We start from the raw sequence: 15,572 nt of genomic DNA on the forward strand, positions 1-15,572 counted from the left end.
GATCCGATAACCAAGCCCGTTCAACTGAGGCAATCAATATGACCCGCATGGAAACCGGCGCCGCCGGCATCGATCCGCGTTTGAGCTTCGATGATCCGTTACTCGACGGTCTGCTGATCCTCTGCAAACTGCACGGTGCGACGGTCAGCCGCGCCAGCCTGAGTGCCGGGTTGCCTCTGAACAAACAACGCCTGAGCCTGGATCTGCTGCCCCGTGCGGCCGCCCGCGCCGGGTTGCAGGCGCGTTTGCTGCGCCGTGATCTGAAAGACATTTCGCCGTTGAACCTGCCGATCCTGCTGCTGCTCAACGACGGCCGCACGGCGGTGCTACGGCGCTTCGGCGACGACGGCAAAGCCTTGCTGCTGCCCAGTGAAGCCGATGGCGGCGAGCAATGGGTCAGCCGCGACGAACTCGCCGAACACTACAGTGGCCAGGCCTTGTTCGCCCGGCCGCGGCACGAACTCGAAGACCTGCGCGCACCGCTGGTGCCGCGGGTGCAGGCGTGGTTTCGCGACACCTTGAAGCTGTCGAAATGGCTATACAGCGACGCGATTCTCGCCAGTTTTTTGATCAACCTGCTGGGCCTGATGGTGCCGCTGTTCGTCATGCAGACCTACGACCGCGTGGTGCCGAACCAGGCGACGTCGACCTTATGGGTGCTGTCGATCGGCCTGTTGATCGGCACCGGTTTCGAACTGGTGTTGCGCGTTGTGCGTGCACATTTACTCGATACCGCCGGGAAGAAAACCGATGTGATTTTGTCTGCGACCTTATTCGAACGCATCACCGGCATGTCGATGAAGGCGCGGCCGGCGACCATCGGCGGGTTCGCACAAAGCATTCATGATTTTCAGGGGCTGCGCGAATTCCTCACCGCCGTGACCTTGACCAGCCTGATCGACCTGCCGTTCGTGGTGTTGATGCTCGCGGTGATTGGCCTGCTCGGTGGCTGGCTGGTGGTGATTCCGCTGCTGGCATTTCCGCTCACGATCATTTTCGCCATGATCATTCAGGTCAAACTGCGCGACACCGTGCAACAGAGCCTGAGCCTCGGCGCCGAACGCCAGGCGCTGCTGATCGAAACCCTCGGCGGCCTGGAAACCCTCAAGGCCTGCAGCGCCGAAAGCGAACGTCAGCACAAATGGGAAAGCACCCACGGCGCCCTCACCCGCCTCGACAGCCACGCGCGCAACCTTTCGGCGCTGGCGACCAATGGCACCTTGTTCATTCAGCAGTTCTCGGGGATGGCGACGATTGTCGCCGGGGTCTACAGCATCATTGCCGGTAACCTCAGCGTCGGTGCGCTGGTCGCCACCTACATGCTCGGCAGCCGGGTACTTGCGCCGCTGGGGCAGATCGCCGGGCTGATCACCCGCTATCAGCAAGCGCAACTGACCATGAAAAGCACCGATGCGCTGATGGCCTTGCCGCAGGAACGCGACGGCAAGCAGCGGCCGCTGGAACGCACGCAACTGCAAGGCGCGCTGGACGTCAGCGGCGTGACCTTTCACTACAACGGCCAGAATGCGCCGGCGCTGAGTAACGTCAGTTTCAGCCTCAAGCCCGGCGAACGGGTCGGCATTATCGGCCGCAGCGGCTCAGGCAAAAGCACCCTGGCGCGGCTGGTGATGGGTTTCTACGAACCCGAAGAAGGTCAATTGCTGCTCGACGGCCTCGACCTGCGCCAGCTCGATGTCGCCGACCTGCGCCAACAGATCGGCTACGTCGCCCACGACCTGCCGTTGCTGGCCGGCAGCCTGCGCGACAACCTCACCCTCGGCGCTCGCTACATCAGCGACGCGCGCATGCTCGAAGTGGCTGAGCTGACCGGCGTCACCGAACTGGCCCGCCAGCACCCGCAAGGCTTCGACCGGCCGGTGGGCGAACGCGGACAATTGCTCTCCGGCGGCCAGCGCCAGGCGGTGCTGCTGGCACGCTCGTTGTTGCTCGACCCGCCGATCATGCTGCTCGACGAACCCACCAGCGCCATGGACAACAGCAGCGAAGATCAGCTACGGCTGAAACTGCATCAATGGGTGCAGGGCAAAACCCTGCTGCTGGTCACCCACCGCACCTCGATGTTGAGCCTGGTCGATCGCTTGCTCGTACTGGACAACGGCCAGGTCGTCGCCGACGGTCCGAAAGAAGCGGTCATCGATGCACTGCGCAAGGGCCGTGTCGGCTCGACGGCGGTCTAGGAGTTGCCCATGTCTGCTTCCACCGATAGCCAGGATCGCGGCTACTTCGACAGTTTCGGCAAGAGCGCCGAGGCCGACTTCATGCCGGAAACCGCCGGCGCTTCGTTGCAGGATTCGCCGCGCAAATCGCGGATCACCGTGTGGCTGGCGGCGGCGCTGCTGATCAGCGCGGTGGTCTGGGCGAAGTTTGCCGTGCTCGAAGAAGTCACCATGGGCGAAGGCAAGGCGATTCCTTCGAGCAAGGTCCAGGTAATCCAGAACCTCGAAGGCGGCATCGTCACCGAGATCTTCGTTCGCGAAGGCCAGATGGTCAGCAAGGGCGATACCCTGCTGCGCCTGGATGACACGCGTTTTCGCTCGAACAAAGGCGAAAGCGAGGCCGACCGCTACGCGCTGACTGCGCAGGTCGAACGCCTGTCCGCCGAGGCCGAGGGCCGGCCGTTCAAACTCTCCGCGGAGGTGATTGCCAAGGCGCCGCAAGTCGCCGAAGACGAGCGCTCGCTGTACGAACAGCGCCAGCGCCGCCTCGCCAGCGAGCAGCGTACCTTGAGCGAACAACTGCGGCAGAAAACCCAGGAGCTGGCGGAGTTTCGTTCCAAGCAGGGCCAGTTCAGCTCCAGCCTGGCGTTATTGCAGCAAGAGATGAACATGTCCGAACCGCTGGTGAAAACCGGCGCCGTGTCACCGGTGGAAATCCTTCGCCTCAGGCGCAGCGCGGTGGAAATCCGTGGTTCGCTGAACGCCACCACGCTGGCAATTCCCCGCGCCGAATCGGCGATTGCCGAGATCCGCAGCAAGATCGACGAATCGGAGCAGACCTTCCGCTCCGAAGCCGCCAAAGAGCTCAACGAGAAACGCACCGACCTGTCGAAAATCACCGCCACCAGCATCGCCATCGATGACCGCGTCACCCGCACCACGGTGACTTCGCCGGTGCGCGGGGTGATCAAGCAGATGAAGGTCAACACCATTGGCGGCGTGGTCCAGCCGGGCAGCGACATGGTCGAAATCGTGCCGCTGGAAGACAACCTGCTGATCGAGGCCAAAGTACGGCCGCAGGATGTGGCTTTCCTGCATCCGGGCCAGAAAGCCATGGTCAAATTCAGCGCCTATGACTACACGATCTACGGCGGGCTGAGCGCCAGACTCGAGCTGATCGGCGCCGACACGATCACTGACGACAAGGGCAACAGCTTCTACCTGATCCAGGTGCGCACCGATAAAAACCATCTGGGCGGGGACGTCAAACCGCTGCTGATCATTCCGGGGATGGTGGCGACGGTGGACATCATCACCGGCGAGAAAAGCGTGCTGGATTATCTGCTCAAACCGGTGCTGAAAGCGCGGACCGAGGCGATGCGAGAGCGCTAGAGATATCCGGATTTTGTGGTGAATTGGCTGGCCCCATCGCTGGCAAGCCAGCTCCCACAGGTTCTGAGGTGTTCACAAGTTTTGTGGTCGACACGGACACTGTGGGAGCTGGCTTGCCAGCGATGGGGCCAGCAAGAACACCGACTATTTTTGCTGATAGTTCCCACGCTCCGCGTGGGAATGCCGCCCGGGACGCTCCCGCGTCCCTTTGCAACGATGACGCAGAGCGTCACTGGATGCATTCCCACGCAGAGCGTGGGAACGATCAGCGGTTGTGATTACGCTGAAAGGTCTCCTCCCCCATCGCCGCAATCTGCCCTTCGATCAGCGCTTCAAACGGATTGAGCAACGGCTCGAACGAAACCGGCGCTTCCAGGGTCTGCAACGCCTGCACAATAGCCTCGATAGTCGACAACGCCCCCGGCCCCGGTGCCTTGCGCAAGCGATAACGCGACACGCCGCCTTCAGCCAAAGTCACCCGTGGCAACGCTGCCAGCAACGGATTGAGGTGCAACATCTTGCGTGCCTTGCGCCAGGTACCGTCCGGCACGACCAGCAACAACGGTTCGTCAGTCGGCGCATAAGCCTGCAGCGGCTGCGCATCGTCGGCCGGAAACAACAGCCGCGCCTGATAGCCCGGGCGGTTCAACAGCGTCGGTAGATCTTCGAAGACTTCACCGACGATCAACTCGGCATTGCTCAGGCCCAGCGCCGCCAGCCGCGCAGTATTCAACGCATGGTTGACCTCGCTCGGGTGCTGCAACAGCAACACCCGCGTGCGGCTGTCGAGGCGCGGGATCAGCGGGCACAGGCAGTGGGTTTGAGGGCGCAGGCAGCGCGGGCATTGTGCTCGGGACATGATGGGTTACGCCTGATTCAACTGGGCTTTGAGCAAATCGCGAAAGGTCTGGATCAGCGGCTCGCGACTGCGGCCACGGCGCATGATCATCGAAAACGGCGCCTGATAGCCGAAAGTGGCCGGCAGCAAAACGCGCAAGTCGCCCTTGTCGGCCCAGGCCTGGGCATAGTGCTCCGGCAAGTAACCGATGTAGGCACCGGAGAGCACCAGTATCAACTGCGCCTCCATACTTTCCACGGTGGCGGCGCTGTGTTTGAAACCATGCCGGGCCAGTTCGGCCTGGCTCCAGTAACCACGCCCGACCATGCGCTGCTGGGTGATGACTTGCTCGGGAATGCGCCGCTCGTTGAACAACGGGTGGCGATTGCTGCAATACAACCAATGTTGCTCGCGGTACAACGGCATGTAGACCAGCCCGCTCATGCGCGTGGAAAACGCACCGATGGCCAGGTCGAGGCGGTTGTCCTGCACGCCCAGTTGCAGTTCATACGGACTCATCACCGACAAGTGCAAATGCACCGCCGGGTGCTCCTGACTGTAGGCGCCGATGGCTTCGGCAAAGGGCAAGGCTTTGTCGCTGACAGTGGAGTCGATCACCCCGAGATTGAGAGTGCCGCGCAATTCGCCTTTGAGCGCCGCGGCGTATTGCTCGAAGCCTTCGAGTTCGCCGAGCAGGCGCAGGGTTTCCTGATGGAACAGCTCGCCCTTGCTGGTCAGGCTGAACCCGCCTCGCCCGCGATGGCACAGCACCAGGCCGAGCGCCGCTTCGAGCTGGCTCATGTAGGTGCTGATCGCCGAGGTCGACAGGTTGAGTTCCTGCTGCGCATTGGCAAAACCCTGATGGCGCACGACGCTGACGAAGATGCGCAGCAGTTTCAGGTCGGGTAAAGCGTTGGCCATTGGTACTCCGGGCGTAAGAAATGTGTCGCCTGCTGAATTCCCCTCACCCCAGCCCTCTCCCGGAGGGAGAGGGAGCTGATCTCCATGGCGTTCAAATCCTGAGTTCGACTCGATTTTTCAGGTCGATGCAGATTCCGCCAACAACTCGGTCGGCCCCCTCTCCCTCTGGGAGAGGGCTGGGGTGAGGGCAACAATCTTCAACCCTACACTTCATTCGAACCCGCCAAAGTCTAATCCCACCACCTCCATTAGTTTAGAAAAATCTGAACTAAGTTTTTGCCCGTAGCGATTCTTCCCTGCCACTACATTTCGCATCATCGCCCCCACAGCGGCGTCCGAACCCGTATTCACAGCGCGCCGACATAAATAAAACAAAGACGATGAGGCCCTACCCGTGGACAAGATTCTTCACCAACCACTGGGCGGCAACGAAATGCCGCGCTTCGGCGGCATCGCCACCATGCTCCGACTCCCCCATGTACCGACCGCTGCCGGTCTGGACGCTGCCTTCGTTGGCGTGCCCCTGGACATCGGTACTTCGCTGCGCCCCGGCACCCGTTTCGGGCCGCGCGACATCCGCACCGAATCGGTGATGATCCGCCCGTACAACATGGCCACCGGCGCCGCGCCGTTCGACTCGCTGTCGGTCGCCGACATCGGTGACGTGGCGATCAACACCTTCAACCTGCTCGACGCCGTGCGCATCATCGAAGAAGCCTACGACAACATCCTCGAGCACAACGTCATCCCGATGACCCTGGGCGGCGACCACACCATCACCCTGCCGATCCTGCGTGCGATTCACAAAAAGCATGGCAAGGTCGGCCTGGTGCATATCGATGCCCACGCCGATGTGAACGATCACATGTTCGGCGAGAAGATCGCCCACGGCACGACTTTCCGTCGCGCCGTCGAGGAAGGTCTGCTCGACTGCGACCGTGTGGTGCAGATCGGTTTGCGCGCGCAGGGTTACACCGCTGACGACTTCAACTGGAGCCGCGATCAGGGTTTCCGTGTGGTCCAGGCTGAAGAGTGCTGGCACAAGTCGCTGGCACCACTGATGGCCGAAGTGCGCGAGAAAGTCGGCGGCGGCCCGGTGTACCTGAGCTTCGATATCGACGGCATCGACCCGGCCTGGGCGCCCGGCACCGGCACCCCGGAAATCGGCGGTCTGACCACCATTCAGGCAATTGAAATCGTCCGTGGCTGCCAGGGCCTCGACCTGATCGGTTGCGATCTGGTAGAAGTCTCGCCCGCTTATGACACCACCGGCAACACCTCGCTGCTGGCCGCCAATCTGCTGTACGAAATGCTCTGCGTACTGCCTGGCGTGGTTCATCGCTAAGGGTCGGGTCATGAACGCACGTGATCAGGTTCTGCACGCGGCCGCCGAGTTGGTCGCCGCGTTTGCCCGTAACGACCGCGAAGCCTACTTCGGCGCGTTCAGTGCCGATGCGAGCTTCGTGTTTTACACCCTCGAACAGCCACTGCTGTCACGCGATGCCTACCAGGCGTTGTGGGACCGCTGGCGTCACGAGGATGGCTTCGAGGTGCGGTCGTGCACCTCGAGCAACGCCTTCGTCAGCCTGCAGGGTGACGTGGCGATTTTCATTCATGACGTGGCCACCGAGCTGCGCATGCAAGGGGAGCAACACTTCAGCCAGGAGCGCGAGACGATTGTCTTCAAAAAACAAGCGTCGAGCCTAGAACAACAAGGCCTATGGCTGGCCTGTCACGAACATTTGTCCGCAATGCCGGAAGGGCTGCCATCCCCTTAGCCAATGGTGACGCTCACGCACGATGAGCGCGCCTGATGATCGGAGCAGATCATGAATAACAACAACAACGAAAAAAGCCTTAGCAGCATTGAAACCAACGGGGTCGAACAGATCCCGGACCATGAGCGCGACGCCCGACCCAGCGACCTGTTTCGCTTGATCTTCGGCGGCGCCAATACTTTTGCCACCGCGGTGCTGGGCAGTTTCCCGGTGCTGTTCGGCCTGTCGTTTCAGGCCGGCGTCTGGGCGATTGTCCTGGGTGTAGTGGTGGGTGCGCTGATTCTCGCGCCGATGGGCCTGTTCGGCCCGCTCAACGGCACCAACAACGCCGTGTCTTCCGGTGCGCATTTCGGCGTGCACGGGCGGATCGTCGGCTCCTTCCTGTCATTGCTGACCGCAATCGCGTTCTTCTCACTGTCGGTGTGGAGTTCGGGTGACGCGCTGGTCGGCGGCGCCAAACGCCTCCTCGACTTACCGGAAACCGACGTCACTTTAGGCCTCGCCTATGGTCTGTTCGCGCTGCTGGTGCTGACCGTATGCATCTACGGCTTCCGCTTCATGTTGTGGGTCAACCGCATCGCGGTGTGGGCCGCAAGCCTGTTGTTCCTGCTCGGGATCTTTGCCTTTGCGCCGGCCTTTGACAGCCAGTACGCCGGCAGCGTGGCGCTCGGTCAGGCCGGTTTCTGGGCGGCGTTCATTGGCGCAGCGCTGGTGGCGATGAGCAACCCGATCTCCTTCGGGGCGTTCCTCGGCGACTGGTCGCGCTACATCCCACGGACAACGCCGAAGGGCCAGATCATGCTGGCGGTGATCGCGGCGCAACTGGCGACGCTGATTCCGTTCCTGTTCGGCCTCGCCACTGCGACCATCGTGGCGATCAAGGCTCCCGACTACATTGCCGCGAACAATTATGTCGGCGGCTTGCTGGCGGTATCGCCGAGCTGGTTCTTCCTGCCGGTGTGCCTGATCGCGGTGATCGGCGGCATGTCCACCGGCACCACCTCGCTGTATGGCACCGGGCTGGACATGTCCAGCGTGTTCCCGCGTGTGCTGTCGCGGGTCAAGGCGACGTTGCTGATCGGCGTGCTGTCGATTGCCTTCATCTTCCTCGGTCGTTTTGCCGCCAACCTGGTGCAAAGCGTGTCGACCTTCGCCGTGCTGATCATCACCTGCACCACGCCCTGGATGGTGATCATGATCATCGGCCTGGTGGTGCGTCGCGGCTTCTACTGCCCGGACGATCTGCAAGTGTTCACCCGTGGCGAACAGGGCGGGCGCTACTGGTTCAGCCACGGCTGGAACTGGCGCGGTCTGGGTGCATGGATTCCGAGCGCGGCGGTCGGCCTGTGCTTCGTCAACCTGCCGGGGCAGTTCGTCGGCCCGCTCGGTGAACTGGCTGGCGGCATCGACATCAGCCTGCCGGTGACCCTGGGCCTGGCGTCGCTGGTGTACCTGACACTGCTCAAGCTGTTCCCGGAACCGCGGGAGGTGTTCGGGCCGACCGATGTGCGCCGTGAAGCCGCCGTAAAACCTCAACTGCGTCAGGCCGCCTGACACCGATCCCCTGTGGGAGCGAGCCTGCTCGCGATGACTGCGGCACATCCCACAAAGATGTGACTGACAGACCGCTATCGCGAGCAGGCTCACTCCTACAAGGGAACTGATTTCAGCCTCACCATAAAAAAGACAATCGGAGACTCGCCATCATGGCTTTGGATTTATTCGTCGTACTCATCTACGCCGCCGCGATGCTGATACTCGGCTACTACGGCATGCGCAAGGCCAAGACCCACGAGGATTACCTGGTCGCCGGGCGTAACCTGGGGCCGTCGCTGTACATGGGCACCATGGCCGCGACCGTTCTCGGTGGTGCGTCCACCGTCGGCACCGTGCGGCTGGGTTACGTGCATGGCATCTCCGGGTTCTGGCTGTGTGCGGCACTGGGGTGCGGGATCGTCGCGCTGAACCTGTTCCTCGCCAAACCGCTGCTGAAGCTCAAGGTGTTCACCGTCACCCAGGTGCTGGAAAAGCGCTACAACCCGATGGCCCGCACCGCCAGCGCAACCATCATGCTCGCTTACGCGCTGATGATCGGCGTGACCTCGATCCTGGCGATCGGCACCGTGCTGCAAGTGCTGTTCGGCCTGCCCTTCTGGATCTCGGTGCTGCTGGGCGGCGGTATCGTGGTGATCTATTCGACCATCGGCGGCATGTGGTCGCTGACCCTGACCGACATCGTCCAGTTCGGCATCCAGACGGTCGGCCTGATGTTCCTGCTGTTGCCGATCTGCCTGTACCGCGTCGGTGGCTGGGATCAACTGGTCGCGCAATTGCCGGCGGCCAGCTTCAACTTCACCAGCATCGGCTGGGACACGATCATCACCTACTTCATGATCTACTTCTTCGGCATCCTCATCGGCCAGGACATCTGGCAGCGCGTGTTCACTGCCAAAAGCGAGAAGGTCGCCAAGTATGCCGGCACCTCGGCCGGGATCTACTGCATCATCTACGGTCTGGTTTGCGCGCTGATCGGCATGGCCGCGCATGTGCTGATTCCGGATCTGGACAACGTCAACAACGCCTTCGCCGCCATCGTCAAAGTCTCGCTGCCGGACGGCATCCGTGGCCTGGTGATCGCTGCTGCATTGGCGGCGATGATGTCCACCGCCAGCGCCGGCCTGCTCGCCGCGTCCACCACGTTGACCGAAGACCTGCTGCCGAAACTGCGCGGCGGCAAACAGTCGAACGTTGCCGTCAGCCGTCTGTTCACCCTGCTGACCGGCGTGGCGGTGCTGGGCATTGCACTGGTGGTCAATGACGTGATCAGCGCACTGACCCTGGCTTACAACTTGCTGGTCGGCGGCATGCTGATTCCGCTGATGGGGGCGATTTTCTGGAAACGCGCGACCACCGCCGGTGCGATCAGCGCCATGACGCTGGGCTTCATCACCGCGCTGGTGTTCATGGTCAAGGACGGCATGGACGCGAACACGCCGATCTATTACAGCCTCGGTGTCAGCCTGGTGAGCTTCGTGCTGGTCAGCCTGTTTTCGCCACGCCCGGCGGCTGTGGCGCCTGCAATCTGAGGTTGACGTAAATACTTGATGCTTTCTTCGACGGGTGTGGCGTCGGTTGCCACACCCGTTTTTTTACGCCTGCAAAAAGCAAGAAATCGCAGCCTCCGACCGCACCCGCACGTTGATGTGCAGGGACGGCCGAAGACTGCGATTTCTCTGGATCTGGAAAACCGGGGCGTTAGCGCCGACGTGGCTGGCGGCGGCGCTGCTCGTCATCGGTGCGAATCGGCACAGGTTGCATTGGCGGTTCGATCAAGCCGAGCGCAACACCCAAATCGTGCAGCCAGTTTTGAATTTTCTCTTTCATCGTCGTGCCCCCTTCAGGGTGGTGCTGAGCGGCCGGAATTCTGAGGCCGCTTCGCACTGATAATAGTCCGAAGTCCTACGCAATGCTCGGCCAAATCCGCAATGATCTGTTACTGAATTGATCAGAATCTGCCGGCATTGGTTCAGGCTGTTTCGCGGGCTTGCGCCACAGGCGCGGGATAGACCGCTTGCTGCACGTCGATCCAGGCATTCAGATTGGCCCCAAGCATGCCTTTACGCCACATGAGCCACGTTGTCGCACCCACGAACGGCTCCGCCAGCGGATGCACCGCGACGCGCTCGCGCCCCGGCAGACTGGCCAGCATCGACTCTGCCATCAGCGCAACGCCGCTGCCGGCAATCACACAGGCGAGCATGCCCTGATACGACTCGATCTCCATGGCCCGCCCCATCGCCGCGTGGTAATGGGCGAACCAGGCTTCCAGGCGCATGCGGTACGAACAGCCCTGGCGAAAGGTGAACACTGCACGCCCGGCGACATCCAGAGCGGTTCGCACCGGCGGATGTTCAGGTTCGGTAATCAACACCAGACGCTCGTCGCACAACGGCACGCCGTCGAGCCCGGCCAGCTCCAGCGGGCCGTCGACCAGTGCCGCGTCGAGGCGTCCGGTGAGCAAACCTTCCAGCAGCTCGCCGCTCGGCGCTGCCTGCACTTGCAGATTCACCGCCGGGTATTGCTGGTGATAACGCGCCAGCAATTCCGGCAGATGAATCGCCGCCGTGCTGTACATCGTGCCGAGCACAAAATCCCCGGCCGGTTGCCCGCCCATCACTGCTGCACTGGCCTGATCGCGCAGGGCGAACAGCTTTCCGGTGTAGTCCAGCAAGACTTTTCCCGCAGGCGACAACTGCAAACGCTGACGCTCACGCACGAACAATTCGACGCCCAATTGCTCTTCAAGCTGCTTGAGCCGGGTCGACAGGTTCGACGGCACCCGATGCAAGCGCTCGGCGGCGCGAGTGATGGAACCCTCCTCGGCGACGGCCTGAAAGATTCGCAGTTGACTGAACTCCACTACCCTTCTCCAGAACAGAACAAGTTGCTCACTATTATTCAATTTTAAAGAAAGTCAATCAGTCCTAGCCTGACGGTCATTGCTCTCTCGACGGAAGCCCGACCATGTCGCCTCTGATTCGCTTATCCGCCTGCTTCGTTGCCCTGATGATAGCCATGGGCATTGGCCGTTTCGCCCTGACCCCGCAAATGCCCCACCTGCTCAGTGAAGGCCAGATCGACCTGACGGGCGCCGGACTGATCGCCGCGGCCAACTACCTCGGTTACCTGCTCGGCGCGGTGGATGCGATGTTCGCGCACCGCCCGCAGCAGGTGCAGCGACGCCTGCACGGTGGCTTGTGGCTGTGCGTGGTGCTGACGCTGGCGTCGTTCTGGGCGGATGGCTTCTGGTCGCACTTGCTGTTGCGCTTCGGCACCGGCGTGGCGAGTGCCTGGGTGCTGGTGATGATTACCACGTTGAGTCTGCCGTTGGCCGCGGCGGCGGGCCGACCACGGCTGGGCGCACTGGTATTTGCCGGACCGGGTTTGGGGATTTTTCTCACAGGCTTGCTGGCGCTGGTCTCGCATGGATTGCAGCAGACGTCGGCGACGCTATGGCTGATTTATGCGGCGGCCGCACTGGTGATGATGTTGAGCGTCTGGCGTCTGCTGCCGACGCCAGTCGCCACGGTTGCAGTGGCGGCGCCAAGGGCGAGCCCGGCGAATCGCGGCATCGGTCGTCTGGCACTGGTTTATGGGCTGTACGGGATTGGCTACATCATTCCGGCGACCTTCCTCTCGCAGATGGCCAACGCGCAATTTGACGGGCAATGGCAGGCCGATCTGTTCTGGCCGTGCTTCGGTCTGGCGGCGGCGCTGGGGGTGTTGCTGGTCAGCCTGCGCCGTCACGATCCGCAAACCACGCGGCACTGGCTGATGGCAACGCTATGGCTGCAAGCGGGCGGTGTGTTCGCTTGCTTGCTGGGCAGCGGCGTCGGTCTCGGCCTGGGCGTGATCCTCTGCGGCACGCCGTTTCTGGCGTGCATGCAACTGGTCATGCAGCGCTCGCGGGAACTGGCGCCCCACGCCACCCAGCGCAACGCCGGTTTGCTGACTGCCTGCTTTGCCGTCGGCCAGCTCAGCGGGCCATTGCTGGCGGCGCTGAGCAGCCACTTCAGCGGTGGTCTGCAACCGGCGCTGGTGATCGCCGCTTGCGGCTTGCTGATCGCTGGCGGCCTGGCGATGCAAGCGTCTAGCGCTGGCCCAGCGCGCTGCGCAAACGCCGACGCAGCCACTGCTCGGCGCTGACGAAGGTGATGCCGAGCAGCACCAGCACCGCGCCGAGGATGAAATTCAGCGTCAGTTGTTCGCCAAGCAGCAGCACGCCAAACGTCACGCCGAACAACGGTGTCATGAACGAAAACACCGCCAGATTCGCCGCCAGATAGCGACGCAGCAGCCAGAACCACACCAGATAACTGAAGAATGACACGATCAGTCCCTGGAACAGCACACTGGCCACCGCGACGGTGGTCAGGCTGACGTGGGTAATCTGGCCGCTGAACAGCGCGATCAGCAACAGGCCAAGGAAGCCGACGATCAACTGATAAAAAAGCGTCAGTGTCACCGGCGCTTCCGACAGCCGTGAAGCGCGCACCACCACCGTCGTCGCGCCCCAGCAGGCGCCCGCCAGCACACCGAACGCATCGCCCAACAGCATGCGTCGATCGAGGTTATCCCACGACACGCCGCCGGCGAAGGCGATCGCGATACCGATGAACGCGAGCAGAATCCCCAGCCATTGCAGCGGCCGCAGGCGCTCACTGGCCAGCAGAAAATGCACGCCCAGCGCGGTGAAAATCGGCGCGGTATAAAGGAACACCGACATGTGCGCGGCAGTGGTCAGTTGCAGGCCTTCGGCAATGAACAGGAACTCCAGGCCGAACAACGCACCGGCCAACAAGCCGCCGCGCCAGGTATTGCCGACCTGACCCCAACCGCCCTTCCAGCAGATCAGCAAACCGACCAGCAACGCGGAAATCCCCGAACGCGCCGCCGCTTGCATAACCGGGGCGATATCCGCTGCAGCCCACTTGATCAACACTTGCTGTACACCCCAGATCAGGCACAGGCCGATCATCACTTGCAGGGCAAAGCTGTCGGCATTGCGCCGCTCGACACTCACCGCAACACCTCGAACACACACAACATGGGCAGGCCATCCACTGGTCAGAATAAGAATGTCAGGGATTATTGATCAGGCGCGCAGAAAAAGCCGTGTGGAAAAGACATTTTGTTCTTCTGTGGCGTCAACTTTGAATGGCGGATGGCTGCGCCATCCATCGCCAGCAGGCTGGCTCCCACAGGGGAATTGTGGCCAACCCGGTAATTAGGGTACTAACCACAATCAGGGTGGGAGCCAGCCTGCTGGCGATAGCGGCAGCCGCCACAACATCAATTACCGATTTAAATGACCAAATCGATTCGCCAACAAAAACCCCACCGCACACGCCACCGCCGTGGCAAACGTCCCCCACGCCCAGTCCATCAGACTCACCTGCACCGACCAGCCGCGCAATGTCGCCCAATTGGTCAGGTCGTACGTGCCATACGCGATCAGCCCGAGCAACGCGCCCATTTTCGCCGCGCGTTGCCAAGTGAGGGCCGGCACCACCACAAACACCACGCAACCGCCGACGTACAGGCAATAAAAAACCGCTGCGGGGACCAGCAGCGGTTTATCGAGCATCAGCGGACCGAGCAGTTCGCGGTAGGTCGGCGCCATCAACAGGCCGAGCCAGACGCCGTCGAGCAAAAGAAACGTCAGCAGCGTGGCGACGTAGGCGATCAGCGTTTTTTTCATCGAACCGTTTCCCTGTGTGCCCATGGAGCATGGGCCATCCATGGGCTCAGGTTAGTTCAATGCGATCGGCATGGATAACAATCTTGCCTTCCTTGTACAGCGAACCAATGGCCTTCTTGAAGTTGCCCTTGCTCACGCCGAACAGGCTGCTGATCAGCGCCGGGTCGCTCTTGTCGCTGACCGCGAGCGTGCCGCTGTTGTCGCGCAATTTGGCGAGAATCTTCGAACTCAGGCTGCTGGCCGCTTCCTGACCAACCGGTTGCAGGCTCAGGGCAATCTTGCCATCGGCACGCACTTCCTTGATGTAGCCTTTCTCTAGCATGCCGGCGCGCATGAACTTGAAGATCTCGTTCTTGTGAATCAGACCCCAGTGCTTGTTGTTGATTATCGCTTTGAAGCCCATGTCGGTGGCTTCGGCCACCAGCAAATCGACTTCCTGGCCCGGGCTGTAGTTGGCCGGGGTTTTGTCGAGGTAGCGATCCAGACGCGCTGTGGCGGTGATGCGGCGGGTGTGCTTGTCGAGGTAGACGTGCACCACGCAGTATTCGCCGGCGGTCATCTGGCGTTTTTCTTCGGAGTACGGCAGCAACAGATCCTTGGGCAGACCCCAGTCGAGGAACACACCGATGCTGTTGACCTCAACGACTTTCAGGCTGGCAAACTCACCGACCTGGACTTTCGGTTTTTCTGTCGTCGCGAGCAGTTTGTCTTCGCTGTCCAGATAAACAAAGACATTGAGCCAATCTTCATCTTCGCTGGGAATATCCTTGGGGATATAACGGTTGGGCAGAAGGATTTCGCCGTCGGCACCGCCATCCAGATATAAACCGAAGTTAGTGTGTTTAACCACTTGCAAACTGTTGTAACGCCCGACTAAAGCCATTTTCCAGAACCCTCATTGCGTGGGCGGCATTCTACCCGTTTTTGGCCTGAGCGTCGGGCGACAGATCGGCGCGCCACGTTTAATCTTCGCAAGGCCTTGATTTGCCTCGCTGGCAGGCGGACCACATGCCATTCGTCAGGCCAACGAGGCCACGCTCGAGTGAATATTCAACGCTTGCGTCAGATAAATGTTCTTATTTAAAACAGCAGGTTAGACGATTATCTCAGAGATCGAAGCGATAATAATGCAGCGCAGCGGTCGGTTATTCCGAAGGATATTTACCAAGCAATTGTCAAGTTATTCCTGTACGATGCCTGGCCGA

The 15,572-nt window shown here is 61.4% G+C and carries 14 protein-coding genes; 7 read left to right on the plus strand and 7 right to left on the minus strand.

Annotated elements, in window-relative coordinates; genetic code table 11:
- The first annotated feature begins 38 nt into the window (after positions 1-38).
- A complete protein-coding gene (locus J3P93_RS20215) occupies positions 39-2,198 on the plus strand; it encodes a type I secretion system permease/ATPase (RefSeq protein ID WP_434591160.1) in 2,160 nt (719 codons plus the stop codon).
- Between the two features lie 9 nt (positions 2,199-2,207).
- Complete coding sequence (locus J3P93_RS20220) at positions 2,208-3,569, plus strand: HlyD family type I secretion periplasmic adaptor subunit (RefSeq protein WP_434591163.1); 1,362 nt, start codon at positions 2,208-2,210, stop codon at positions 3,567-3,569.
- A gap of 265 nt (positions 3,570-3,834) precedes the next feature.
- Here the strand turns inward: J3P93_RS20220 and J3P93_RS20225 are convergent, their stop codons facing one another.
- Both J3P93_RS20225 and J3P93_RS20230 read right to left on the minus strand, forming a co-directional pair.
- Positions 3,835-4,428 carry a tRNA-uridine aminocarboxypropyltransferase gene (locus tag J3P93_RS20225; RefSeq protein ID WP_434591166.1) on the minus strand — a complete coding sequence of 198 codons (594 nt, stop codon included), beginning with the start codon at positions 4,426-4,428 and terminating at the stop codon, positions 3,835-3,837.
- A 6-nt stretch (positions 4,429-4,434) separates the two neighbouring features.
- Complete coding sequence (locus J3P93_RS20230) at positions 4,435-5,328, minus strand: LysR family transcriptional regulator (protein WP_203421161.1); 894 nt, start codon at positions 5,326-5,328, stop codon at positions 4,435-4,437.
- Between the two features lie 394 nt (positions 5,329-5,722).
- Here J3P93_RS20230 and speB point away from each other — a divergent pair, with 394 nt between their 5' ends.
- From speB to J3P93_RS20250, 4 genes are all read left to right on the plus strand, one after another.
- Positions 5,723-6,673: an agmatinase gene (gene speB, locus J3P93_RS20235; protein WP_003222717.1), complete on the plus strand. Its 951-nt coding sequence runs from the start codon at positions 5,723-5,725 to the stop codon at positions 6,671-6,673.
- Positions 6,674-6,683: 10 nt separating this feature from the next.
- Positions 6,684-7,106 carry a YybH family protein gene (locus J3P93_RS20240; RefSeq protein ID WP_434591172.1) on the plus strand — a complete coding sequence of 141 codons (423 nt, stop codon included), beginning with the start codon at positions 6,684-6,686 and terminating at the stop codon, positions 7,104-7,106.
- 51 nt (positions 7,107-7,157) lie between these two features.
- The gene (locus J3P93_RS20245) at positions 7,158-8,660 is read left to right on the plus strand and encodes a purine-cytosine permease family protein (protein WP_434591175.1); all 1,503 of its coding nucleotides are present in this window, start codon (positions 7,158-7,160) and stop codon (positions 8,658-8,660) included.
- A 152-nt stretch (positions 8,661-8,812) separates the two neighbouring features.
- Positions 8,813-10,192 carry a sodium:solute symporter gene (locus J3P93_RS20250; RefSeq protein ID WP_434591177.1) on the plus strand — a complete coding sequence of 460 codons (1,380 nt, stop codon included), beginning with the start codon at positions 8,813-8,815 and terminating at the stop codon, positions 10,190-10,192.
- 169 nt (positions 10,193-10,361) lie between these two features.
- Here the strand turns inward: J3P93_RS20250 and J3P93_RS20255 are convergent, their stop codons facing one another.
- Together J3P93_RS20255 and ptrR are read right to left on the minus strand one after the other, a co-directional pair.
- On the minus strand, positions 10,362-10,490 hold the full coding sequence (locus J3P93_RS20255) for a PA1414 family protein (RefSeq protein ID WP_003198971.1): 129 nt from the start codon (positions 10,488-10,490) through the stop codon (positions 10,362-10,364).
- Between the two features lie 142 nt (positions 10,491-10,632).
- On the minus strand, positions 10,633-11,526 hold the full coding sequence (gene ptrR, locus J3P93_RS20260) for a putrescine utilization regulator PtrR (RefSeq protein ID WP_336355130.1): 894 nt from the start codon (positions 11,524-11,526) through the stop codon (positions 10,633-10,635).
- Positions 11,527-11,630: 104 nt separating this feature from the next.
- Here ptrR and J3P93_RS20265 point away from each other — a divergent pair, with 104 nt between their 5' ends.
- On the plus strand, positions 11,631-12,812 hold the full coding sequence (locus tag J3P93_RS20265; RefSeq protein ID WP_434591179.1) for an MFS transporter: 1,182 nt from the start codon (positions 11,631-11,633) through the stop codon (positions 12,810-12,812).
- Here the strand turns inward: J3P93_RS20265 and J3P93_RS20270 are convergent.
- From J3P93_RS20270 to J3P93_RS20280, 3 genes are all read right to left on the minus strand, one after another.
- Positions 12,757-13,689, minus strand: coding sequence for a DMT family transporter (locus tag J3P93_RS20270; protein WP_434591182.1), 933 nt, complete (start codon positions 13,687-13,689; stop codon positions 12,757-12,759). The two genes, J3P93_RS20265 and J3P93_RS20270, sit on opposite strands and share 56 nt — an antisense overlap.
- A 273-nt stretch (positions 13,690-13,962) precedes the next feature.
- Positions 13,963-14,367, minus strand: a complete 405-nt coding sequence (locus tag J3P93_RS20275) for a DUF2177 family protein (protein ID WP_434591184.1) — start codon at positions 14,365-14,367, stop codon at positions 13,963-13,965.
- A 46-nt stretch (positions 14,368-14,413) separates the two neighbouring features.
- Positions 14,414-15,250, minus strand: a complete 837-nt coding sequence (locus J3P93_RS20280; RefSeq protein WP_090282275.1) for a CvfB family protein — start codon at positions 15,248-15,250, stop codon at positions 14,414-14,416.
- Between the last annotated feature and the right edge of the window lie 322 nt (positions 15,251-15,572).

Source organism: Pseudomonas sp. R3-57, from assembly GCF_051132065.1.
Classification (GTDB): domain Bacteria; phylum Pseudomonadota; class Gammaproteobacteria; order Pseudomonadales; family Pseudomonadaceae; genus Aquipseudomonas.